Below are 24,830 nucleotides of genomic sequence, written 5' to 3' on the forward strand. Positions count from 1 at the left end.
CCACGGGGTAGCAAAAGCCCCGGCGATAGACACCACCAGCAGCACAATAAAATACTGTCCGGTGAGTGATGCGTCGTTCAGGAAGTACTTGAAGTAATAAGCAATAACCCCGTATCGGATACCGTTAAACATCATGGTTAAAAAGCCCATGCCCAGCAAAATCAACCAGGGTTTATTGGTCAGCAAGTCTATGATGTCTTGTTGAGAACGCGAATTCTGAGATTCCGGGCGCGCCACTAACTTTTTGACGAACCACCAGCTAAGAAGCATCACAATGACAAACGCTGCCCCGGTCATTAAGTCCCGGTAATAAAAGAATGCGGTAATGGCAGACAGGGGTATTAAGATAAACGGCAGTTGTTTTGACAGATCCCCTAATTCTTTACCGAGGCTGGTCTTGGCTTGCTGGTGCGGGGTAATCCGCTCTTTGGTCGTAAATACCGTGATCAGCATAAGCGCAACCAGGAGTGCGGCAAATACGTACATGGTGTACTGGTAACCTATTGCGTCGTTTTCCCCGTCGCCGCCGAAAAAGGCAACCAGCATAGGCAGAAAGCCCATAACCAGTAATCCGCCAAGAAACGCGCCAGCAAACCGGAAACCAGATAACTTGGTACGTTCGTGGTCATCTTCGGTCATTACCCCCATAAGGGCTGAATAAGGTACGTTGTTTGCGGTGTACGCCAGGGTCAGGCCAATGTAGGTGATGTATGCGTATACCAGTTTACCCGTGTCTGAAAACGACGGGGTGGTAAAACACAGGATCATGAATAATCCCAGAAACGGGGTAGACGCTAATATCCAGGGCCGAAACTTACCCATTGCAGTATTTGTGCGGTCCGCAATCATGCCCATAATGATATCGGTTACGCCGTCAGACAGCCGCACCACCAGGAACAACATGGCTGCTGCCGCCGCACTTATGCCGAAGGTGTCGGTGTAAAATACGGCAAGGTACGCCAGCGCGCCACGCCATACTAAATTTGCTGCAGCATCCCCCAGCCCATAACCAATCTTTTCTTTTACACTAAGTGACTGAGACATGCTCTTACTCCTTTATGAACGCTGTGCTAACAACAACTTATAAGCGTGTGCGCTGTGCTTAAACAGACGGGTCTGGGTTTCAAAATCAACATAAACCAATCCAAACCGCTTCACGTAGCCTTCTGCCCATTCAAAGTTGTCCATCAGGCTCCAGGCAAAATAACCAGCGACATTAACACCCGCATCTATGGCATCGGACAATGCACACAAATGCGCTTCATAGTAATCGATTCTGTCGTTGTCGGCGACTTCGCCATTGACGAGCTTGTCAGCCATTGCCGCACCATTTTCTGTTATGTAGATGGGCGGTAAATCATAGCGGGCATTCAGCGACGTCAGTAGATCGTAAAATGCCTGGGGATAAATTTCCCAGCCAATATCGGTTTTGGGCTCCCGATGCGCATGCTCTGTGTATAGCTCGCCCTTTGTTTCGGCTGCGGAATAGGTCAGTCGGGTATAAAAGTTGACGCCCAGAAAATCCAGTGGCTGGCAGATGATTTCCATGTCACCCGGCTGAATGTCGGGTTTGTCTTCAGGGGCCAATTTTTCTAACACAGGTGGGTAACTGCCTTCCATTACGGGCTGCATGTACCATTGATTTATGTATTCGTCGGCGTAAATTGTGGCAAGCTGATCTGCAGGTTTTTCCGACACCGGATAGCAAGGCGTAAAGTTAAGCACAATACCGTTTTTCGCATGTGGGGCGTGTTCGCGAAGCGCCTGCATGCCAAGTCCATGAGCCAGCAGGATATGATGTGCTGCGGTCCTGCCCTGCTTTCGACCCGTTTTGCCCGGTGCATGCACACCAATCTCATACCCTAAATAGGCAGAGCAGAAAGGCTCATTAAATGTAGCGTAGGCCTGAACCCGGGTGCCTAATGCCTGTGTGATTTTTTCCACATACTGTTGAAATGCATAGGCGGTATCGCGGTTTAACCAACCGCCCAGGTCTTCCAGGTATTGTGGTAAGTCCCAGTGATAAAGCGTAGCAAAAGCCTGAATCCCCCGGCTGGCCAGCTCGTCCAATAAATCGATATAAAATTGCACGCCCTGTGGGTTGAGTTCGCCATTTTGTTGCATCACTCTTGGCCACGAGATGGAAAACCGATAGGCATCAACTCCCATTTCCTGAAGAAGGTCGACATCCTCTTTAAATCGAGCGACATGCTCACAGGCGATCAAACCATCACTTTTGTCAGCTATTTTGCCTTCCTGTTCGCAAAAGGTATCCCAAATCGATTTCAGTCGGCTGTCTGCCGCACCTTCGATCTGAAACGACGACGTTGCGGTGCCAAATAAAAAAGAACGGTCGCGAAGTGCGCTGTCCAGTGGAAGATTAATTGTTTTCATGATGTTGAGCGTTCCTAAGAGCCAGGTTGGACATCCGTTATTCACCTGAACGGTTAGTTGTGATGCTGCCCGTAAAACTGACAAAAAAGAACGGCAGCGTAAAATGTGTTTGGTTTATAGCATAATTTGAAGATTGCGAGAAAGCGCTTTCTTTAAATTATCGTAAATTATTTAACCAGTGAAAATTTTTTTAAATAAACGTAAATTTCAAATCACTTGAGTTATGTAACGCTATATATCTGTATTTGAACTATAAAATTCTTACTTTGTCATGTGTTTTGTTAACTAATCGCATTATGAAATTTTGGTAATGTAAAAAATATGTTGATCTTTATTGGGTGATCTTATAGCTTGAGAAAGCGCTTTCTTGTTGGGTGTGCCTATTTGTGCACAGGGCTGAGAAAGCCCTTTCTTGAAAGCGCTAATTTCAAGCACAACAAATGAAGAGAGAAAGACGGTGACACACACAATTCTTAAGAAAACCAAAATTGCGACCAGTCTGTCTTTAATACTGGGATCAGGTTTACTGTTCCCGGTACATGCACAGGACGCAAAGGATGACGTTGAAGTTATTCAGGTAACCGGTATTCGCGGCAGTGTTCAGGAATCAATGGGCATCAAACGTGATTCAGCCGGGGTAGTTGATGCTATCTCTGCGGTTGATATTGGTAAGTTCCCCGATACCAACCTGGCAGAATCATTACAACGTATTACAGGTATCTCTATTAGCCGTAATAACGGCGAAGGTAATCAGGTTACGGCCCGTGGTTTCGGACCCGACTTCAACATGGTTACTCTGAATGGCAGAACCATGCCAGGCTCTGCGTTGCCGGGCGGCGGTGGTGCACCGAACTCTCGTGCATTTGATTTCTCTGATTTGGCGTCAGAAAGTGTTCGCGCGGTTGAAGTATACAAAACTGGCCGTGCAAGTATTGCGACAGGTGGTATTGGTGCATCAATTAACATCCGTACTTCGCGTCCGTTTGATGCCGCTGAAACCGGTTTTACCGCAAGTGTGGGTGCTAAAGCACTAACTGATACAACCAACCGCGTTGGCGATGATGTTACACCTGAAGTCTCAGGCATGATCAACTTCGTCAGCGATGATGAAACCTTTGGTTTTACCTTTACAGGTTCATTCCAGCAACGTGACAGCGCGTCACAAGGTGCTTTCGTAAACCAATGGCGTGTTAATCCATTTGACGGCTCTATTCCGCAATCTCCGGATCCATCTAATCCGGACAGTGGCGACCCGGTTGTACTGAACAATGCACCAGCAATGGGTCAGCTTTTCGCTATCCCGTCTGATCTACGTTACTTCATGGCTGACCGAGAGCGTGAAAGAACCAACGCTCAGCTGACATTCCAGTATGCACCAAGCGACAATATGGTAGCGACGCTGGACTACACCTATTCAAAACAAGATCTGTTCGAAGCGCGTGCTGAACAGTCTATCTGGATGGACGACCGTTATTTCACCGAGCTAACGTTTGACGATGAAACGGTAAAAACGCCTATCCACATTACGCAGGAACGTCGTGACTTACTGCCTCGTGACTTAGGTCTGGCTATGCAGGAACTCAATCAGGTTAATGAAAACAAATCAATTGGCCTGAACATCGAGTACTTTGTCAATGACGATTTAACCCTGGAATTTGACTTCCACAACTCATCAGCAGAAGGTCGTCCGGATGCACCTTACGGTACCTGGACAAACTTAGGCTTGGGTGCAAACGTAGTGCGCGGTCAGGGTGCTGACTTCAGCGGTGACTTCCCCATCATGCTGGTGGATTACGACGATGTTGCTCGTGGCAACCTGAACCCCAATGGTGTGCTTGATCAGGACGACGTAGGTACGTCTATCCTGGATATGAACTACTCGCTACAAGATACTGAAATCACCCAGGCTCGCCTGGACGGTTCATATGCAATGGACTCTGGCAGCATTAACTTCGGTATCGAGTCTCGTTCTATGGAGAGCACCTCGCTGCAATCCCTGACTCGTCACACTATGGGTAACTGGGGTATCGAAAACCCAGGTGAATTACCAGCAGGTATCCTGACGCCACTGGATTTGGCGAAGGAGTTCAGCGACTTTAATACCACCGGTATTTTTTCTCAGGGCTTTACCGGTAGCGTGGCTGAACTGGGTGCATTTGCTGCATCTGAGTACGGCTTTAACTTAGTTGCTGACAACCCGTTTGCCACCAACCGTACTATCAAAGAAGACATTACCGCTGTGTATTTCGAGTTTGATTTAGACGGTGAACTTAATGGCATGCCGTATAACCTGTTAACCGGTGTACGATATGAAAATACCGATGTGACCTCAATTGCGAACATCAGTCTGCCAAGTGGTATTGCCTGGGAAGGTAATAACGACTTCAACGTGCGCTTTGGTAGCGACATGGAAGACGTAAGCGTGGATTCAAGCTACGACCACATCTTGCCTGCGTTGGACTTTGATATCGAAGTGGCAGAGAACATGATTGCCCGTTTCTCTTACAGCAAAACCATTGCTCGCCCAACGTATAACAATCTGAGTGCAGCAGCGACGGTATCACCACCTAGCGGTCCGACGCTGTTAACGGGCGGTGCTACTGCAACGGCAAGTTCTGGTAACCCTGCGCTGGTGCCTCTGGAATCAGATAACCTGGATCTGTCGTTCGAGTACTACTTCGACGAAACCAGCTATGTGTCATTAGGTTTCTACGACAAGCGCGTGAAAAACTTCATTGGTAACGAACAGGTTGAAGAGAACATCTTTGGTCTGCGCGACGCGACTGCCGGCCCTCGTGCACAGGCTGCTGCTGCTGAACTGGAGCGCTTAGGCATTCCATTAAGTGACACCACCTTGTTCAACATGGTGGCTGCAATGGAAAATGGCGTCGACTATGACTCAATGACCGACGAGCAGTTTGAAGCTGCTTACGATGTACTGCCAAATGCCGATGATCCGTTAATGACCTTCATTAACTCTAAGCCGGTTAACAACCGCGCGGCCAACATCTATGGTTTCGAGTTGGCGGCACAGCACTTCTTTGGCGAGAGTGGTTTTGGCGTAATGGGTAACTACACCACCGTTACGGGTGATATCGGCTTTGACAACAACGCTGATCCGTCGGTAACCCAGTTTGCCCTCGTTGGTTTGAGTGATACCGCTAACCTGATCCTGATGTACGAAAAAGAAGGTATTCAGGCGCGTATCGCCTATAACTGGCGTGACAAGTTCCTGGACACAACATCGCAATATGTGAACGAGCCGGGTTACACCGAAGCTTATTCGCAAATCGACTTCAGCGTGTCTTATGACTTCAGCGAAGACCTGACTGTGTCGCTGGAAGGGATCAACATTACTGAAGAAAATGCCCGCCGTCATGGCAGAACGAGTGCCATGCTATGGAGACTGGATGAACTGGGTGCACGCTATGCCGTTGGCGTACGCTACAAGTTCTAACACGTACTCATAGCAATAAGTGGAATGACGCAGGGAAGTGACCCCCCTGCGTCATTTTTGCGTTAAAGTAGGTCACGTTTATACAGAATTTACGTGAAGGGGATGCAGTTGTGAATGCACCTATTCAACAAGTTGTGATTGTCGGTGGCGGCACCGCGGGCTGGCTATGTGCCGGTATGCTGGCAGCCAAACTCGGCAAACAGGGCGAACGTCATCGGGGCGTTGAAATCACCCTGATTGAGTCGCCTGATGTGAGTACCATTGGCGTAGGCGAAGGTTCCTGGCCTTCACTTCGTGACACACTCCGCGAAATTGGCTTGTCGGAATCGGCATTCATCACCCATTGCCAGGCGTCGTTTAAGCAAGGCTCCACCTTTGTGGGCTGGCGCGATGGCAGTGAGCACGACCGTTATCATCACCCCTTCACCAATCCGGCAGGTTACACCGAAATTGATGTACACGCCTGCTGGCAAGCGCTTCACAGCAATAAGCCATACGATCGCGCTTTCAGTGTCCAGCCTGAGCTGTGCGAACAGCACAAAGCGCCCAAGCAGTTGGCCACGCCAGACTATGCCTACGTACTGAACTACGGGTATCACTTCGACGCCACCAGGTTGGCCGAAATGGTGTCAGATCATTGCGTTAACCAGTTAGGCGTTCGTCATGTACAAGCACACATCGACCAGGTGGTTAGTCATCACAATGGCGATATCAAGGCACTAACCACCCAATGCGGGCAAATCCTTGAGGGAGATTTGTTTATTGACTGTAGCGGGCAGTCGGCGTTGCTGGCAGGCAAGCATTACAATGTGCCCTGGCACTCGGTAAAAGACATTTTGCTGAACGATTCGGCTATGGCTGTACAGGTGCCCTACCATGAGCAGGACAACACCATTGCCTCCACTACCCTTGCCACCGCGCACCCACAGGGGTGGAGCTGGGATATTGGCCTGCAACACCGCCGGGGTGTGGGCATGGTATACAGCAGTGACTTTGCGTCTGCAGAGGACATTGAACAGTCTTTAAAACAGTATTTAACTAAGCGACTCCCACACGATGTGGTGGAACAGGCTACGTGCAGACAGCTGAAGTTTTCACCCGGCTATCGCAGTGAGTTCTGGACCCACAATTGCCTGTCGCTGGGAATGGCCAGCGGGTTTATTGAGCCGCTTGAAGCCTCGGCTGTTGCCATGGTGGAACTGGGTGTGCGCATGTTATGCGAGCAATTTCCGCAAAATCGCGATCACATGCGTATTCTGGCAGCCCGCTATAACGAACGCTTTGCCTACCGCTGGGCGCGGGTCATTGACTTTGTGAAACTCCACTATGCCATTAACCAACGCACCAACGATGCCTACTGGAATGTCCATCGCGATCCGGCAACCTGGCCAGATTCACTGAAAAGCTTGCTCTCGCTGTGGCAATATCAGCCGCCGTCACGCTACGACGTAGTGCAAAACGAAGAAATATTTCCCTCTGCCAGCTATCAGTTTGTGCTGTACGGCATGGGCTTTAAAACCCAGTCACCTGCGCTAGCCGATTCCAGCGATATGCTAAAACGCGCTGGTGCGATTTCTCAAAAATTACAGGCTACACTAATGCAATTTGGTCAGGGGTTACCCGATAACCGGGCGTTACTCAACGCTATCCGTGAACGCCATAAACACTCATCCGGAGCGACGTTATGAACAAGCCTGGCAACTCTTCAAACAACGTGAACAACGTCATCATAGCCGGTGGCGGAACGGCTGGCTGGATGGCCGCAGCAGCCCTGTCTCGATTAATTGGCAAGTCTGTCAACGTAACGCTGGTGGAGTCGAAAGACATCGGTATTGTCGGTGTGGGGGAAGCAACGATTCCGCCTATTCGCACTTTCCACAAACTGCTGGGCATAGACGAAAAAGCCTTTATGCGCGCTACCAATGCCACCTTTAAACTGGGTATTGAATTCGCAAACTGGCGCGAACCTGATCATGCCTATATCCACTCCTTTGGCGTTACCGGCCGCGAATGCTGGGCAGGTGAATTTCACCATTTCTGGATGCGCGCGCAGCAGGAAGGCCTGGGCTCAGCATTTGGCGACTACTGCTTTGAATTGAAGGCTGCACAGCAATACAAGTTTGGCATGAGCGAACGCATGCCGATTAACTTTGCGTACCATTTCGACGCAGTGGCCTACGGTAAATTCCTGCGGCAGTTTGCTGAAAAGCTTGGCGTTACTCATGTAGAGGGCGACATCGACAAGGTCAATGTGAATGTCACGTCAGGTGATATTGAGTCGTTAACCCTAAAAGACGGGCGTAATCTGGCTGGCGACTTGTTTATCGACTGCACCGGGTTTAAGGGCTTGTTGATCGAGCAGGCACTGCATACCGGATATGAAAACTGGTCACACTGGTTACCCTGCGACCGCGCGGTTGCCATGCAAACTGAAAGCGTTGAAGCGCCCGCCCCCTTTACCCGTTCTGTTGCCCATGAAGCCGGTTGGCGCTGGCAAATCCCGCTACAAAACCGCGTGGGCAATGGGCTGGTGTATTGTAGTCGCTATATGAGTGATGAGCAGGCCAAGCAAACCCTGATGGATCAGGTAACCGGCAACCCAATTAACGACCCCCGGGTGATTCAATTTACCCCAGGCAAACGCCGCCTGGGCTGGAATAAAAACTGTGTGGCACTGGGGTTAGCCAGTGGCTTTATCGAACCACTTGAGTCCACCAGCATTCACCTGATCATGACCGGTATCATTCGTCTGCTGCGTTTGTTCCCGTTCGATGGTGTAACCCAAAGCGCTATCGATGAATACAACAACAAGTACAACAGTGAAATGGCCGCGATCCTCGATTTCATTGTTATGCACTATAAAGTCACTAATCGGGACGACTCGCTATTCTGGCAACACTGCCAGCGCATGGCGATCCCCGACTCCCTGACCCACAAAATCAATCTGTTTAAAGAAACTGGCCGGGTGTTCTTGGACGATGGGGATATCTTCCGGGTCGATTCCTGGACACAGGTGATGTTAGGTCAAGGATTAGTGCCTGAGCAGTATCACCGGGTGGCGGATGAAATGAGCATTGAAGAGCTCACTCGTTTTATGAATGGCCTGCATCAGCATGTGTCTCAGCAAGTTCAAGCGCTACCTGCTCACGGCGATTTCTTAAAACAGTACCTCGGCATGTGACCGGTAACGCAGTGATTGCCTGAAGGCCGGTAAGTTTGCTTTAATCGGCCTTTTAGTTTTTGCCTGTCTGTTTTGCCTTTATGGGGGATACATCATGATCACCTGGACGTTACTGCCATTTTCATCGCTTACTACTCATCAGCTGTATGCGTTGTTAAAACTGCGCACCAATGTGTTTGTGGTTGAACAAAACTGCCCGTATCCGGAACTGGACGACAAAGATACCAAGCAAGATGTGTATCACCTGCTTGGTTATGAGCGATTGGATGATGGTCAATCTGAGCCAGAGCTGGTGGCCTATGCGCGTTTACTACCGCCGGGAGTGAGCTATCCCCAGGTCAGTATCGGCCGGGTTGCTGTTGCTGAGTCTGCAAGAGGCCAGAAGCTGGGCCATGCCTTGGTTGCCGAATCGCTGAAGGGCTGTGAGCAAGCCTGGCCCGGACAAGATATTCAGATAGGCGCGCAGGTGTATCTGGAAGCCTTTTATAAGAGCTTCGGATTTACCCGCCAGTCAGAGGACTACCTGGAAGACGGTATTCCGCACGTAGATATGTTGCTGTCAAAAGCCTGAAGTCTGCATCCCAAAAAACTGGTTTGCAAAAGGGATTAGACAGGCTCAGGTTCGTTTTTCTGCATCTTCTGGAACAGCCAGCCAATCCCGACCAAGCAAAGTCCCAGGCCAATAAACGACAGTGCGCGGAATAACCCTTCCAGATGTGCCATGTCTACCACAAACGCTTTCAGTAACACTACCGCAAGCCCAATAAAACCGGCTTTGACAAGCGTACTGTTTTCACGAAGCTGGGCCAGGTAAATAGTAAGGGTTGAGATAGCCAGCCACACTACGGAATAGGTATATAGCTCGGCTTGCTGCATGGGAGGTCCTAGGCGCAGGTAGCCAAGGTTAAACAGGGCCCTGATTTCTCCATTAATAAACAGGAAGCCAAGCACGGCAATCACGCCCAGTATGGCGTTGTTGTATTGTTTTGGGAGCAACTGGAATTTCATCACAATAGCCAGCACCACAGCGGGCATTAGCCATTGTAACCACAGCCAGTTCACCCAACCTTCACCAACAAATTGTTGGGTGATAAAGGGCGAATGCACCAAAGAGATGTCCAACTGAAGCAAGGTTGCCAGGGCCATGAGGGCAAAGCCCGCTTTTTGATACAATCCGCTTAGCGAGCCAGACAAGTGGCTTCGCCAAAAATATACGGCAGAGAGCACCAGCCAGTTCAGCGAAAGCAATATCGTTTCTGCGTAGCTCAGATTTACAAAATCCGGGTAATCGCCGGTTAGCAGGTAGCTGGTTTCGGTGGTCACCAGCAACGCCACAATATGCAGCATGACGCCTTGTAGCCATGCGCGCATCGAAGTCGATGGGTTGTATTTGATCGCAAAGCCAATGAGAGCAAGTGCCAGTGGGTACACAACCAGGGTCCAGTGGATACCGAGAATGGTTTCGTGTTTGTAGTGCGCTATCCAGGGAGATAGAGTTAGCCGGCAAATCACTACCAGCAAGGCGGCTTTGTACAACCAGTCCGGGATTCTCACTTTGAATTTCCAGCTCAGATAGCTCATCGACGCTACCTGCATGGTAATAGCCAATGTTAACGTACTGGCAGACAACAGCATGGTAAAGCACAGTGCCAGCATAGAGTTGGCGAGTATCAGATAAGTGACCTGCCTTATAGGCACATGGGATTTCACAGCGGCTATCGATGCGCCAGCTCCAATGAGTGCCATATACAACGCCCAAAGCGGGTACAAATAGGTTTCAGCCTCAATTGGCGCGGTAACATAGCTTACCCCCAACATACTTACCGGCGTAAGTACCAACAGGAGCAAATATGCCGGGCGATCGGCAAAGCGCAATAGCATGAACATACTAAAGGCAATGCCTGATAAGGTAACCAACTGCGCGAATAAATAACGCCCGCTAAAGGGGAATAAACCATCCTCGAAAGAAGCCAGGTCATGCATATTTTCATAGGAAAGCAGTGCAAATAAGAGCATTAAGAACGGCCAGGTATCCAGAGCACTGTGTCTGAAAGCTGCTACCAGCATAACGCCTGCAAGCAACAAGTTAACCCACCCCAGTACATCATTGGGGTTACTCAGCATAATAAACACGTACAGCAACCAGAGTGACAACACGACACCTGCTTGCTCCTTTCTGGGCATCAGTAAGTCTTTCACGGACAGCGCAGCAGTCATAGTGCCTTTTAATGCCCAGCCTAATACGCCAGATAAAACAAACAAATAAAGCGAAACCAGGGTGAATACAAACAGGATCCACACGTCGCTGGTGGAGGCCATTACCGTTGCAATAGCAAACCAGATAAAGTGCCCCGCAAAACCCTGCCACCACACCCAGCGCTGTTTAACATATTCAGCTACCCAAACCGCAGAAAGCGAAACAAATGCTACATACAGCAACAAGGCAAATACGTTATTGGAACCAGTGGAAACCAGAGCCGGTACCGCATAGGCACCTATGATCCCTACCCCAGCCAGCACCGGGCCAAAGCGCAGTGCTAAATAGGTTGAAGCCAGCGAGATAATGGCTAACACACCAAACGCTACATTGGCCGAAATAAATTGGTAAAAATCGAATGCGACCAATGCCATGGCAAAGCAGGTGATCACCCCGCCGCTGGCCAGTGCTGCGGAAATATAAGGCGTGTTAATACGAAGGCGTGTTTTGAAGTGATTGGCCAGCTCTGCTGCGGCCACTAAAGCGCAGCCAAACAATGCGCCCAGTATTACTCTGACCGATGGTGGCATCAGGCCAGCTTCAATAGAGTACTTAGCCAAAAAGATCCCGCCAATGGCCAGCACCGCTGCGCCCAACCAAAAAATGCCATTCCCCCTTAGCCAGGCTTCAAAATCAAAGGTGCTCACCGTCCTAGGCGGTTGCTTAGCAGACTTTGCTGAAGAAGTGGGTGATGCAACGGGTGCAGTAGGTTTAGCGGATACCTTCGGTGGGGGATTCACCGTAACCGCTCTTTGTGGCGTTGACACGACAGGCTTCGCCATATCGTTAACTGGTTCATACGGCTGAGACTTGATATGCCGTTTTAATTCCTCGATTTGCCGGGATTGTAATTCAACGGTTTTCTGTAGCAAACCAATTTGATGTAGTAAGGCGCTGATTTGCTGACGACTTTTAAAAGCAATCAACACTCCAATAAGCAAAAACACATTAAACAGAATTGAAATAAGTTCGGTTTCCATACCTAGACCAGGTCCCTGCTTTTCTTCTTTTTATGAGGTATCACTGTGCGCGATATTTCAGCAATATGCAATGGTGATGGGGCTGATAGTTATGGCTGTTGATGTAGGAATACCTGTGACGGTTTCCAGAAGTTTGCACGTATTTAGCGTGAAGCTAAAGCAACTGTTCGCTCTCATACTTCGATACTCGGTATGTCCGGCGCTTGTGATCTAAGGTGCTGTGTTCGTGCGAGAATGTGCGCTTGCACCTCAGCCATGTAATGTCGGTCGTCTTCGGTGAAGTGCGTCTCTTGCGTTATTGTCTCAATAAATGGCTGTTGCGTCAGTATGGCTATAACGTTATCAGCCAAATCACTTAACTGGCGGCTCAAAAGCTTTTTGTTCACTCCACAGGTTTCTGCGAAATCAGCCAGTTGGTATGCGTTTATACTTGTCGGTTCAAACTCATCGCCTATTGCCATTGCGAGCATATGTTTGAACTGCGGGAACATGGCAACATTGACTAAATCATACGCAGGCGTAAATCGATTATTGTGCTTATCAAAAAACACCGAGACGTTTTTACCATGACTGTCGTAATTGCTGATCATTAAATTAAACAGTTGCCAATTGATGAGCCATTGAAGACTCTCAACAGGCGATGTCATTGTATGTGCTAACTCAAAGAGTCGGGGCAAGCTTGCGCCATCCCGAATATGTCGCACATCTCTTCCATCACCTAAGTTTCGCTCGTATTTGTAGTCACGTGGTAGGTTCAGTGCCTGGCAGCCATCAATCACATGTCTGCGAAACACTTTTGATTGTTCAGGTGCATATTTACGATCAAACCTTTCTACAATCAGTGCAGGGTATTGTTCGAAGCGAGTAAATTGTACTTCTGCGGTAGGCAGGCCTGCTGCCTTAGACAGTTTCATGCAGAAGTATTCGTTGAGTACAAGATTGGGGCAATTGTGCTTTTCAAACTTGAGTATATGGGTTGAACATAACGTCCCGTCGCCAAACCCAAGTTTCCCCTGCTCGTTAATGAATATGTTGAGCTTGTCTTGTACGCCAGCCACACTCAGTCGTGGTTTGTCGTCCCATGTTAACAGACCAATATCTTCCTTGCTGGCCAGGCGCCTGGTTAGTTCGTCAGGTTCAATTACTCTGAATTGCGGCCCAGTTGTTTCTGATGCGTTGTATGATTTTTGTCTACTTGCCTTAAATGAGAAGGCTCCCGCCAAATCATTGCCGATGGCTCGCACCTGGGAGTAGACATTCTTTTCAGAGACGCCGAGGTGCTCAGACAGGAGTTTGCGCGCTTCTCCTTCGGGTAGTGCGTTGTCGAGATAGTTGTAGGCGACTTCGGGAGAATGGACATTATTTAACGTCAGTGCAGGAGAGAGTGGAAAGCCTGTTTGCTGCCAATCCTGCTCGTATTCAAGTTTGAGCAGGTTGGTGCTTTTATCCAGGGTTAGTTTTCCAATACAGCGAGCTGCCAACTGGATAAGCAACGTATATTCTGATGGTGGAGTAATATTATCTGCTGGCATGGTTTTTATACCCACTCGCTATCACTGTTACTTGAGTCATCCTGCTTTTTAAGAGATTCAGGTGAAAGCAACGGTGAGGTAAGTTTGATACCCAGTCCATGTAGCACGGCAAATAGAGCAGCCAGGGTGCAATTATCATTGCCATTTTCTATGCGAGATAATGTATTGATACCCACATTGCATAGCGCGGCGCAATCGGCGAGCTTCATGCCCATCTCTGTGCGCTTTGCCTTAATCAGTTGTCCCAAAACATGCGCGTTTTCAATAAATTCTGCCTCAGGCATTTTTGAACTAGTGACTTTTTTTGCCATCGCCCTGCTCTAATATTCATTAGTATCGGTGATTATAGTAAGAAATCTACGAATAACAAGTATATTCACCGTTAACGGTGATTTTATGGGTCTGCGCCAATTTCAAATCAATAATTAACCGATATCGGTGATTTATTGAGTGTGATGTTGTGAGTATCCGGACATGTCAATCGTTTAGGCATGACTATAATTCAGCCCATTACGGTGGTGAGTGCCACAGCCTCTAATCAACAACCTGAAAAAATAAAACCGCCTACACGGCGGTTCTATGGATATGTTTAACGACATGAATCAGATTGAAGCGTTATTCAATATTCTGAATCTGTTTATCGTTTTAAATTTGGCAAATCCATATACATCAAGGCCTGCAAGGTGCTCTTTGCTCGTTTCAACCCTCTCTTGCTCACCAGTGTACTCACCATAAAGAAATCGAAAAAATTTATGAAAAAATTAAAAAAAATACTCAATTTCTAACTGGGAAAGTTGGGATATGGGAAACATAGCTAACTATCTGCATCAGTACAAACACAAAATGGTGAGTGCAAAGAGACATTCACAGACAACAAACAATCTTCACGAGTGATCCAAAATTGTAACTTACTGCCTGCTTTAACCAGGTAACATTTATCGGTAGCCCGAACGTGTTTAAGAGTGGTACGTTCAATCGGCTTTGCTGACCTTGCTATATCAGCAAATTCTACTTTTTTAGCCCTGTTTATAAAGTCCATAGATTTCATAGAAGCCCCTTTTGCTATGAGGTTGGTAAGTTTTAGGCGCTTGCCGCCTAAAGGCGCGCCATACCTCATGCCCAACACGCACTACGTAGAGAAAAGCCAGTCAAGCTAGAAATCGCCCGAAGGGTTGCGAAGCAAGGGGGCCCCGCTTGCGGGGTTCCGATTTATGGCTTTACAGGATTTGAACGAAGTGGTTTAGGGCTTAATGCTTAATTTTGTCATTTCAACTTTAAAAATTGCTTCTTAAGTGTTGAATGTTATTCTGGTGAAATAAACATATTTGTTTGGAGCAATCAGTGATTAAGTGTCACCTCGCAAGACTAATGGGCGAGCACAAAATGCGAATTGCGGACGTTGCCAGAGAGACAGGGTTGAGTAGAAATACTATAACTCTGCTTTACCGTGAAACCGCACAAAAGGTTGACCTTGAGACTATTGAAAAAATTTGCCTGCTCTTTGATTGTGACGTAGGAGAGCTGCTTGAGCTCACAGAAAAATAAACAAGGAATGTTATGAAGTTTAATGAAGATTCTCGAGTTAATATTCCAAGTATTTTGCATTTAATGCGTCTAGGCTACCAGTACTTATCACCTAAAGGAGAAAGCTGGAACCTAGATACTAATATCTTCCGTGAATTATTTAAAACCGCTAATAGCAAAATTAACCCGGGTATTGAAGAAGCTGAAGCTGGTCGACTGTTAGAAGATGTAAAACTACTACTTGATAATGAAGATCTGGGTAAGTTTATTTGTGATAAGAAATGGAAAAACTATTTTTATTTATATTTTTTAAGGCCTGAATCAAGAGCAAGATTGGAAAAAATCGCTACAGGCAGTTCTCAAAAAAACTTAAGCTCTATTGATGCAGTTAACTTCTGGCATGTTTATCCAAGTGAAGAGTTGTTGAATAAATTTAATGAAGTGACAAAGTATTTCATTGGACAAATTTTAAGAAATTATCTGGAAAACGGAAAGCTCGCTTCACTACGATACTGGTTTCTTCCCACGTTAATGAACGGACAAGTCACCGTTGGGGAGGCGAGCTAAATGTTAAACGTTACACATCACCGCTTAATCAGGAGGTAATATGAAATTTAACTTTACACACTTAGGCGGTATAGATAAAGGCACCGTTGAGCTGGGTGATTTAACAGTGATTTGCGGTCCCAATAATATGGGGAAAACCTATATTAGCTATGCCATCTATGGCTTGTTGCGCCATTTTAAGCAGTGGGTTGATTTGTCGGTATCGCGTGAACGGTTAGCAAAGCTGCGCGATGAAGGTACGTTATTGATTGAATTAACCGAATATCAAGCGAAATTGGCTAGTTACCTTAAAAATGCCTCTTCAGAATTTTCCGAAAACTTGCCGCGTTACTTTAATGTTCAAGAAGACTTTTTTAATGGTGCAAAAGCCGAATTTAGCCATGACCAGCTTGTATTTGACTTTACTAATGAGTTTAAGCAAACGGTGAGTTTTGGGCAGTCAGAGCAGTTAAGCTTTTTAAAGGCCAAAAATGAATCGGCCTTATCTGTAACCTTCCAAACGAAAAATGGCAGCCGTGTTCCTAACCGGATTTTGGATGATGTAATAAGTGATCATATTGCTGATTGTTTGTTTGCGGATTTAATACCGCGGCCTTTTGTGGTGACATCAGAACGTACCGGCATTGCTTTGTTCTATAAAGAGCTGGATATCAGCAAAAACGCTATTATCGAACAGCTTACTAGTGGCGACAAAGTGAATCCAATCGAATTGCTAAACAGTATGCGCTCACGTTATGCGCAGCCAATACACGACAATATTAATGTGGTGCGTGAATACGAGAACCTATGCAAGCGAAAAAGTTTTATCCGCGAAGAAGTTGAGAGTTGCAAACCGATTCGTGATGCATTACAAAACTTGATGGGGGGGTCATATAAAGCGGTTGATAAACAAGTTATGTATATGCCGCGGAAAGAAAAAGGTCGCGATAAAGTCGCTGTGCCTGTCTATGTGGCATCCTCCTCAATTAAGTCGCTTTTTTTAATAGACCTCTACATTAACTCGCTGGCCGAAAAGAATGGCATGTTAATCATCGACGAGCCAGAGCTAAACCTCCACCCAGATAACCAGCGCAAAATGGCCGGGCTATTAGCCCGTTTAGTAAACTCTGGTGTGAAAGTTTTGGTGACGACTCATAGCGATTATTTGATCCGTGAACTCAACAACCGCGTGATGCTTAATTTGAGCGTGCAAAACAAAAAACAGATCATGAAGTTAGCTAAGATGACTGATTTAGACTTGCTTAAACCAGCGCAAATTAAGGCATACAGTTTAAAAGATGACCACCTAATTCACCCCGTAGAAGTAGATAAATATGGCATCAATATGGAAGTGTTCGACAACCTTATCGCCGATGCCAACGAATTGGCTGATAAAATTTACTACGGTATCCAGGAGTGATATATGCTGGCAGCAATGAAGGAAATCATCAATCCTGATGTGGTTATTGAAAGCAACACTGCCAAAAAAGAACTGTTACTTAAGGAAAATGGAGCTGATAGTAAAATCAAGAAGTTATATATCACCAATATGCCCGAAAATGCATTTGCGTTTACTTTAGATTATCAACCCGGTGGCTCTGAGAACCGATGGTTTAAGCAGCTCTCACCTTACGTTAATGTAGGTAATGATAAGGGGGTGAATAAAGGTTGTGATTTGATCATTCTATGGTTAGATGAGGAGCAACCATATGCCTTAGTTTTTGATCTTAAATCGGACAAACCAAAGCCAGAAGCGACACAAAGGCAGCTCAATAACTCAGAATTGTTCCTAAATTATCTTTTAGCAATGGCTAATTGCCATTATGGGATTACGACTGGAAATGTACAGATAAAGAAAGCAATTGGCGTAACAGACAGTCGCGCAGTACGTAAAGGAGCCACATATCGGCCCAATGCAACATCAACCAATGTGGCTGATTATCATATTGAGGTGATTTCCCCTAAAGCTTACAAGACAGGCTATATTTCCCTGGGGCAGTTGGTAAGGGGCGCCGTAAATGGCTAGAGACCTAATCGCATTGTCTCGTTCTTCCCTTCTATTAAGAACGACATTTTTTAATATTTTTGCTTAAAAGCAGCACACACCAATTCTTAAGAAAAACAGCCCAATATAATGGGCTGCGCGTGTTGGATTCTAACAACCCGAGGGAAATTCAAATTCTGTGAACCTTTGCCCATCCTTCACAATCGCAAAGGATTTTATTCCTTGATAATTGGTTTCGATTAAAGGGGGTAACTGGCTTACGGCAGTAATTACACTCACCTTCATATAGGTTTTCATAACCCGAGCCTATCCATTCCTTAGTGGTAAGCTTGATACCTTGTTGGTGGGTAGTTTGAGAAAGCTTGGTCAGGTACTTTGCACCTTGTTGACTATGAGTTGCCCTTTTCTTTTCCGAACCGATTTTCCTAGAACACTTAGGGCAGCATTTATATTTTGCGATTTTTCGTTGATACAGTGAGTTTGAAAATTTATGCTTGCACGTATTACATTGCCAATGGTGAGATTTATCTTGCCCTTTCCAGACTAACTCGCTAACAAGTGTAATATTGTGTTCATGCTCTATTTTTTTTATTTCTTTTAGCTTATTTGTTCCCTTTGTTACTTTTTCAATTGTGCTGTCTATATCTAATAGTTTACTTGCATCTAGAGATATACCAGCATTGTTCATTCCCTCATGCAATCTAGCTAGGACGTCTTCTTTATTGAACGAGTATTCGTTAAACAGCTTAATTTCGATAAGAGTGATCCCTTTTTCTTTGCACATTTGGCGAGTATCTTCGTCACGTTTTAGCTGCGCTAGCCACTTATCCTCACTATCATGAAATTTTCTAAGAATGTGCGGTGCGCCTTGATATTCAAACGCAAGCTTATGTTTCTTATTGTACCCATCCAGTTCTAAGAACGGATAATGCTTGTATTGAAAGCGAACCTTCTTAAATTGAATATCGAAATAAGCTGACAGCAGAATACGAGTGATTTCCTCTCCGATTCCACCAGAACATTCCGGACAACCTTGTTTAGCGGTGAGAACCTTTTCTATTTGTTTGCGATTCACATGGTTATTCTGGCATTCAACGAGTAGTTTAGTCCTTCCATTTTCGTACTCATTTTCATCCGATAAAATATGAAGTCCGACAGCAGAAAATGCTTTGATAACGTCATTCCAGGGCCTTCTATATCGTCCCCGAGCTTGGTCAGATTTACACATTTTACACCCCCGGCCCCCTGACTTGCCATTTGTAATGTGCTCAGATGCCGGGAAACGAGGTAAATCTTCGTCATGAATGTTGCAGTGTATCGTTATCTCATCGCCCTTTAAAAAGTACTCGTCTTCGATGAATGGGTAGCTGTAATGGCCGTCACCATGTATGTTTATTGCTTTTTTAAGGAAATCTTCTATGTTTCTCCTTTGATTTAAAACCGCATTTTGATTTTTCGCATTGGTGATCTTCTCGCCTCTACATGCGTGACAACCTTCTTTCCCATCCAAGTGTATATTGGCATACTGTTCATATGACCTGTTATGTTTAATACATTCGAGCGGTAGTCGTTGGTTAGCAAGAGGAGTATGGGATATTTGAACTTTGGAATAGCTCGTCCGATTTTTAATCTCATCGGGTAGGTTGTCAAAAAAATAAGATTCATTGCTTTCCTGTAAGCAATGAGTACATCCATACTTCCTTACAACCTCAATGGGCAATGTTTTATTACCGTGGGAATTGCATGCGAAGCTAACGTATTTTTCATGCTCAGATAGTGCGTAGTTTGAAAAGTCGAGCTGGGGATGATTCTCTATAAGCTTCTTCATTTTCCTACGTACGCTTAGTGAGACTCTAGGCTCGCAGGTTAAACAACGCTGTTTTCTGCTTGCCTGCCCAAAGCTAATTTTTATAGGTTTTGGCATATGTGCTTTACATTGGATTGTAAAAACAGAGTCGGTACGTTTTGGAGCTCGTTTTTTTAACTTCACATGGTAATGACCTTCTTGGACGCTATCGATATGCTGAATGACATCTGACTCATCGAACGGAATATAATGCATGCGCGGAAAGCAGTTGGGGCATCCAACTCCCTCAAGATGCCGACTGGCACGAGTTGTAATAGAGTTTTTACAAGATACGCAATCGAACGTTAAGTCTTTACTTAAACCTCTATAGAGGTCTTCTCGGTACTGGTATTTTTCTCCATGTATACCTTTTGCCTTTTCTACATAATTTATGAAAGAAGTTGTTTTTGATGCGGAGATAGACTTTCCTTTACGTTCTAGCTTTATTGATTTGCATTTCTCGCAGCCCGCACACTTTCCTTGTTTGATTTGGTTGTACGTCGTTTCAAAAGGTAAGCTGTGCTCAGTACATACGCCCTTAATACGTTGATGGGCATTGATGTAAATAGCATGAGAAAAGTCATATTTATCACCATATATAGTGCTTGCAGTTTTTATTACATCCGAAAGTGTGTAGCTATACCTTTTGGCTGCCTCTTCTTGTTTGCATCGCTTACAGCCGCTTCCTTTTTTTATATTGAGGTGGTGGTCGGGACTAACGTCAACAGGAACTTCGGTGTGCTCCTCGCAACTTCTGTGTAAAAGGCAGTACAGGCGTACTTTGATTTTTGCGGTTTGGTAGAGGCAGTCGCGATAATCGAACTGATTAGGGTAGAGATGCTTGCTTTTATTGACAAAGTCATCATTGGACATTTTTCTAGGCATCTACGTTGCTCCCTGTAGGTGACGTTGATTAACGGCCATATTCTGAATAAGAAAAATAACTTATATTAATGATTGTAGACCTGAAAATCACTATTCTCCTTTACTAACATTTTTAAACTCTTTTGGAGGGAGTAACGAATTATTCCTGACCGAATGAAATTGTCATATACACGACTGGCAGATTTGATAACACCCCACGAAACAAACTAACAGTTAAAATTTACACTTTCCCAGCTATTTACATAATGCCTCTTGAAGAGCGGAGCATATGGCCTCGTGAACCTTTCGCCTTTTATCAAAATAGTCCCCTTGGTCATAAATCTCAGCCATACTGTCTATTTTATGATTTAAACAACGCTCTAAAACATCCCTATTGAAACCTAGTTGACCCGCGAAGGTTCGGAACGTTCTTCTGAAGTCATGAATAGTGAAGTGCTTTAATTGCCCCATACGATTTGGAGGCGGAACTTTTTTACTCTTGTCTATTCCAAATAGGCTGTTTACTGCACTATTAACAGTGTCTTTTCCCATGTGAGGTACTTTGCTTTTGCGTCTTGCAGGGAATACATATTCAGTTCCTCTAGCCAGCATATTACCTGTGGAGGAAGCGGTATGCTGATATCACTCTCTGTTTTTGTTCTTGCTTTAGGTAAGTGCCACACTGAGTTAGCTAAATCGAATTCCTTCCAGGGTGCCTGGATCAATTCTGACTTTCTAACGCCTAGCGTAATAAGTAGGCAGCAAACTAAGTAATTATCGCGTGTGAATGAATCTGAATGTTTTCTGAATACCGAAAAGGCATCTTCAACCTCTTCAAGGCTCAGGACTCTTTTTCTAGGCTTCTCTGTTCCTCCTGCATCTTTCCAAGAAAAAGCTGAAGCAGGGTTATTTGATGTAATACCAAGCTGAATGGCATGCTTAAAAAGTTGATTTAGTAGGCCCAGTACATCATTTGACACTGTTCGACGCCCACTGTTTGTAATGGTGTCCAAGATATTTCGAACATGAATTGCTGTTACTTGTTCAACCTTCAAGTGACCGATATGTGATGAAACGTTATTTTCATACTTACTTTTTGGTATATCTGGATGCTTATTGCGCTGCAATATCTTGTGTTGGTACATATCCTTGAATAATAGGTCAAATGTCATTCCGTCATAACTTTCAATTGAAGCAATAGAAAGAGGGTCGATCCCATCTCTAATTAATGTTCGAATTTTCTCTGCCTCACCACGAGCTTCAGCCAGTGTCAGTTGCCCGAATTTACCCAGTGACTTTTCCCTCCTCTTTTCGTTGAAGGTATATCTCAGGGACCAGTATGGTTCGCCACGCTTCGGAACGACGAAGGACAACCCATTGCCATCGGATGTTTTACTTGACTTGTTTAACTGTTAAATTTGGCATTCTTTCACCTCTTATACTCACCACAATACTCACCAATTAGATGAAACAGAATGAAAGAATACGGAGCCATAAAAAAACAAAACCCCACTATAAAGTGAGGCTTTTCAAATTGTTGTGAGTTTTTGTGAGCACTAGTGAGCTTTACTCAATATTCTGGATCTGCTCACGCATCTGCTCAATTAACACTTTAAGCTCAACGGCTGATTGCGTGATCTCAGTGCTGATAGATTTAGAACCCAGCGTATTAGATTCGCGGTTGAATTCCTGCATCATGAAGTCGAGACGTCGGCCGCATGCGCCGCCTTTTTTCAGGATTTTGCGGGTTTCTGCTACGTGTGAGTTCAAACGGTCGAGTTCTTCAGCTACATCGACTTTTTGTGCCAACAGAATCATCTCTTGTTCCACACGAGCGGCATCCAGTTCCAGTTTGGCTTCTTCAAAACGGGCCTGAATTTTCTCGCGTTGCCAGGTCAGGATTTCCGGCATGCGCTGCGCCACTTTCTCTGCTTCTACCTCAATGGCGTCCAGTCGCTGTTCAATTAGCGATTTCAGGGTTTCACCCTCGGCACCACGAGCGGCAATGAAGTCGTTCATGGCTTTGTCTAAGCCTTCCAGCATATCGGCCTGAATAGCATCCATATCGGCTTCTTCAGAGGCGATCACGCCCGGCCATTTTAATACGTCCAATGGATTAACCCCGGTAGACTGACCGTGAGACTGCACCCAATCGGCAGCGTGAAGGACTTGTTTAGCCAACTGTTCATTGAGGTTCAATTTCGTTACAGCAGAGTCATTAGCAGTGAAGCGAAGTGCGCACTCAACTTTTCCGCGTTGCAGACGCTTGCGAAAACGCTCGCGTAATACAGGCTCTAAACTGCGGAATTGCTCTGGTAGACGAAAATACGTTTCCAGGTAGCGCTGGTTAACCGAGCGAATTTCCCACACTGCGGTTCCCCACTCTTTTTTTACTTCGCTGCGCGCGAATGCCGTCATGCTGTAAATCATGTTGTATCCAATTGGCATAATGAAGATTTTTACTGTGGTTAATCATACTACAGTGCGCACATTAACCCTAACCTTTGGTAGAAATGCTGTGTTTCACATGAAACATCGGCGGTAGGTCGTTCATTTTCCAGTACCATTTACGCTATACTATGCGCGTTTAAACATTCAACGCACCCATACCGGTAACTTCAGGAGATCACCATGCGCCCAAGCGGCAGAACCGCCAGTCAAATTCGCCCTGTCACTATCACTCGACACTACACCTGCCACGCAGAAGGGTCAGTGCTGGTTGAATTCGGCAATACCAAGGTGTTGTGTAATGCAACGGTAGAAGAAGGCGTTCCGCGCTTCATGAAAGGTCAGGGTAAAGGTTGGATCACGGCTGAATACAGCATGTTGCCACGCGCTACCCATACTCGCTCACAGCGTGAAGCTGCACGCGGTAAGCAAGGTGGTCGTACGCTGGAAATTCAGCGTCTGATTGCGCGCTCTTTACGTGCCGCGGTAGATCTGAAGCTGTTAGGTGAAAACACCATAACCATCGACTGTGATGTTATTCAGGCCGACGGTGGTACCCGCACTGCATCTATTACCGGTGCTTGTGTAGCACTGGTGGATGCCCTTACGCACATGCGCAACAAAGGGATCCTGAAAGCGAACCCGCTTAAGTTTATGGTTGCCGCATTGTCGGTGGGTATTTATGAAGGTGCGCCAGTAGCCGATCTTGAGTATGTAGAAGACTCAGCGGCAGAGACAGATATGAACGTGGTAATGACCGAAACCGGTAAGTTGATCGAAGTACAAGGCACCGCAGAAGGCGAGCCCTTTTCTTTCGACGAGTTACAGGAATTGCTCGACATTGCCAAGCACGGATTGCGCGAATTATTCGACATTCAAAAAGCAGCATTAAATTAAGGCAGGCTGGTTTAATGAAAGCATTCCAACAAGAATTTATTGAGTTCGCCATTGCCCGTGGCGTGCTTAAATTTGGTGAATTTACCTTAAAGTCTGGCCGTAAAAGCCCGTATTTCTTTAATGCAGGCTTGTTTAATCGCGGCGGTGATCTGGCAAAACTGGGTCGTTACTATGCGGCGGCGTTAACCGATGCAGGCATTGAATTCGATGTATTGTTTGGCCCTGCGTATAAAGGTATTCCTATTGCCACAACAACAGCCGTGGCATTGGCTGATCATCATGACGCCGATGTACCTTACTGCTTCAACCGCAAAGAAGCCAAAGCTCACGGTGAAGGCGGCACGCTGGTAGGTAGCCCGCTTGAAGGCAAAATCATGCTGGTGGACGACGTGATCACTGCCGGTACTGCCATTCGTGAATCAATGACACTGATTGAAGCGAGTGGTGCCACACTGGCTGGCGTATTGATTGCGTTGGATCGTCAGGAAAAAGGCAAAGGCGAGTTGTCTGCCATTCAGGAAGTTGAGCGTGACTACGGTACCAAAGTGATTTCAATTGTTACGCTGACTGACGTAGTTGCTTATTTGCAGCAATCCGGTGGTCATGACGACAGCATTGCCGCTATTAAGGCGTATCGCGAAGCCTATGGCATCTAGTATCGACTATAGCAGCGCCGATCAGCAGCTCGATGCATTGGGCTTGCGTTGTCCCGAGCCCGTAATGATGCTGCGCATGACCATGCGTAAGCTGGAAGACGGACAAACGCTGTGCGTTACCGCCGATGATCCTGCCACTGTGCGGGACATTCCCAGTTTCTGCCGGTTTATGCAGCATACCTTGCTGGCTTCAGACACCGAATCACTGCCCTATCGTTATCTGATCAAAAAAGGCGTGTAGTC

20 protein-coding genes are annotated in these 24,830 nt (G+C 46.1%); 11 read left to right on the forward strand and 9 right to left on the reverse strand.

From position 1 onward, the window contains the following. Both AC4MRN_RS01435 and AC4MRN_RS01440 read right to left on the reverse strand, forming a co-directional pair. Positions 1-1,044, reverse strand: a 1,044-nt coding sequence (locus AC4MRN_RS01435; protein WP_491202287.1) for an MFS transporter, incomplete at its 3' end; no start/stop codon positions are given. Positions 1,045-1,056: 12 nt separating this feature from the next. Then, on the reverse strand, positions 1,057-2,394 hold the full coding sequence (locus AC4MRN_RS01440; protein ID WP_155016484.1) for a GH1 family beta-glucosidase: 1,338 nt from the start codon (positions 2,392-2,394) through the stop codon (positions 1,057-1,059). A gap of 457 nt (positions 2,395-2,851) precedes the next feature. Between AC4MRN_RS01440 and AC4MRN_RS01445 the strand changes: the two genes are divergently transcribed. The 4 genes from AC4MRN_RS01445 (at position 2,852) to AC4MRN_RS01460 (ending at position 9,603) form a co-directional block, all read left to right on the forward strand. Continuing rightward, entirely contained in the window at positions 2,852-5,851 is a 3,000-nt protein-coding gene (locus tag AC4MRN_RS01445) for a TonB-dependent receptor (RefSeq protein ID WP_073318321.1), read from the forward strand. A gap of 110 nt (positions 5,852-5,961) precedes the next feature. Then, a complete protein-coding gene (locus tag AC4MRN_RS01450) occupies positions 5,962-7,539 on the forward strand; it encodes a tryptophan halogenase family protein (protein ID WP_491202288.1) in 1,578 nt (525 codons plus the stop codon). Continuing rightward, entirely contained in the window at positions 7,536-9,032 is a 1,497-nt protein-coding gene (locus AC4MRN_RS01455; RefSeq protein ID WP_491202289.1) for a tryptophan halogenase family protein, read from the forward strand. Before AC4MRN_RS01450 ends, AC4MRN_RS01455 begins: the two co-directional genes overlap by 4 nt. 94 nt (positions 9,033-9,126) lie before the next feature. Next, positions 9,127-9,603, forward strand: a complete 477-nt coding sequence (locus AC4MRN_RS01460; protein ID WP_491055812.1) for a GNAT family N-acetyltransferase — start codon at positions 9,127-9,129, stop codon at positions 9,601-9,603. Between the two features lie 35 nt (positions 9,604-9,638). Here the strand turns inward: AC4MRN_RS01460 and AC4MRN_RS01465 are convergent, their stop codons facing one another. From AC4MRN_RS01465 to AC4MRN_RS01480, 4 genes are all read right to left on the reverse strand, one after another. After that, positions 9,639-12,269, reverse strand: coding sequence for a DUF2339 domain-containing protein (locus tag AC4MRN_RS01465; protein ID WP_491202290.1), 2,631 nt, complete (start codon positions 12,267-12,269; stop codon positions 9,639-9,641). Positions 12,270-12,442: 173 nt separating this feature from the next. Beyond that, positions 12,443-13,816 carry a HipA domain-containing protein gene (locus AC4MRN_RS01470; RefSeq protein WP_491202291.1) on the reverse strand — a complete coding sequence of 458 codons (1,374 nt, stop codon included), beginning with the start codon at positions 13,814-13,816 and terminating at the stop codon, positions 12,443-12,445. Continuing rightward, positions 13,807-14,112, reverse strand: coding sequence for a helix-turn-helix domain-containing protein (locus AC4MRN_RS01475; RefSeq protein WP_491202292.1), 306 nt, complete (start codon positions 14,110-14,112; stop codon positions 13,807-13,809). The genes AC4MRN_RS01470 and AC4MRN_RS01475 overlap by 10 nt, the downstream gene beginning before the upstream one ends. A 503-nt stretch (positions 14,113-14,615) precedes the next feature. Then, positions 14,616-14,849: a hypothetical protein gene (locus AC4MRN_RS01480; protein ID WP_491202293.1), complete on the reverse strand. Its 234-nt coding sequence runs from the start codon at positions 14,847-14,849 to the stop codon at positions 14,616-14,618. A gap of 293 nt (positions 14,850-15,142) precedes the next feature. Here AC4MRN_RS01480 and AC4MRN_RS01485 point away from each other — a divergent pair, with 293 nt between their 5' ends. Genes AC4MRN_RS01485 through AC4MRN_RS01500 form a run of 4 tightly spaced genes read left to right on the forward strand, consistent with a single transcriptional unit; the run spans position 15,143 to position 17,897 of the window. After that, positions 15,143-15,346: a helix-turn-helix domain-containing protein gene (locus tag AC4MRN_RS01485; protein ID WP_491202294.1), complete on the forward strand. Its 204-nt coding sequence runs from the start codon at positions 15,143-15,145 to the stop codon at positions 15,344-15,346. A 12-nt stretch (positions 15,347-15,358) separates the two neighbouring features. After that, positions 15,359-15,892, forward strand: coding sequence for a restriction endonuclease subunit S domain-containing protein (locus AC4MRN_RS01490; protein ID WP_491202295.1), 534 nt, complete (start codon positions 15,359-15,361; stop codon positions 15,890-15,892). 40 nt (positions 15,893-15,932) lie between these two features. Beyond that, positions 15,933-17,291, forward strand: coding sequence for an AAA family ATPase (locus AC4MRN_RS01495; protein ID WP_491202296.1), 1,359 nt, complete (start codon positions 15,933-15,935; stop codon positions 17,289-17,291). Positions 17,292-17,294: 3 nt separating this feature from the next. Continuing rightward, complete coding sequence (locus tag AC4MRN_RS01500) at positions 17,295-17,897, forward strand: hypothetical protein (RefSeq protein ID WP_491202297.1); 603 nt, start codon at positions 17,295-17,297, stop codon at positions 17,895-17,897. Between the two features lie 148 nt (positions 17,898-18,045). Here the strand turns inward: AC4MRN_RS01500 and AC4MRN_RS01505 are convergent, their stop codons facing one another. The 3 genes from AC4MRN_RS01505 to AC4MRN_RS01515 all read right to left on the reverse strand — a co-directional run bounded on the left by AC4MRN_RS01505 (position 18,046) and on the right by AC4MRN_RS01515 (position 23,016). After that, positions 18,046-20,607: a DUF723 domain-containing protein gene (locus AC4MRN_RS01505; protein WP_491202298.1), complete on the reverse strand. Its 2,562-nt coding sequence runs from the start codon at positions 20,605-20,607 to the stop codon at positions 18,046-18,048. A 500-nt stretch (positions 20,608-21,107) separates the two neighbouring features. Further along, positions 21,108-21,959, reverse strand: a complete 852-nt coding sequence (locus AC4MRN_RS01510) for a tyrosine-type recombinase/integrase (protein WP_491202299.1) — start codon at positions 21,957-21,959, stop codon at positions 21,108-21,110. A gap of 193 nt (positions 21,960-22,152) precedes the next feature. Then, entirely contained in the window at positions 22,153-23,016 is an 864-nt protein-coding gene (locus tag AC4MRN_RS01515) for a YicC/YloC family endoribonuclease (protein WP_073318286.1), read from the reverse strand. A 201-nt stretch (positions 23,017-23,217) separates the two neighbouring features. On the opposite strand from AC4MRN_RS01515, the gene rph reads away from it, so the two are divergent. Genes rph through tusA form a run of 3 tightly spaced genes read left to right on the forward strand, consistent with a single transcriptional unit; the run spans position 23,218 to position 24,828 of the window. Beyond that, positions 23,218-23,931 (forward strand): ribonuclease PH, encoded by a 714-nt coding sequence (gene rph, locus AC4MRN_RS01520; RefSeq protein WP_073318283.1) that lies wholly within the window; start codon positions 23,218-23,220, stop codon positions 23,929-23,931. 14 nt (positions 23,932-23,945) lie between these two features. Further along, positions 23,946-24,587 carry an orotate phosphoribosyltransferase gene (gene pyrE / locus AC4MRN_RS01525; protein ID WP_491202300.1) on the forward strand — a complete coding sequence of 214 codons (642 nt, stop codon included), beginning with the start codon at positions 23,946-23,948 and terminating at the stop codon, positions 24,585-24,587. After that, complete coding sequence (gene tusA / locus AC4MRN_RS01530; RefSeq protein ID WP_491202301.1) at positions 24,577-24,828, forward strand: sulfurtransferase TusA; 252 nt, start codon at positions 24,577-24,579, stop codon at positions 24,826-24,828. Before pyrE ends, tusA begins: the two co-directional genes overlap by 11 nt. Positions 24,829-24,830: the final 2 nt, after the last annotated feature.

The sequence above is a fragment of the Marisediminitalea sp. genome, assembly GCF_984433645.1.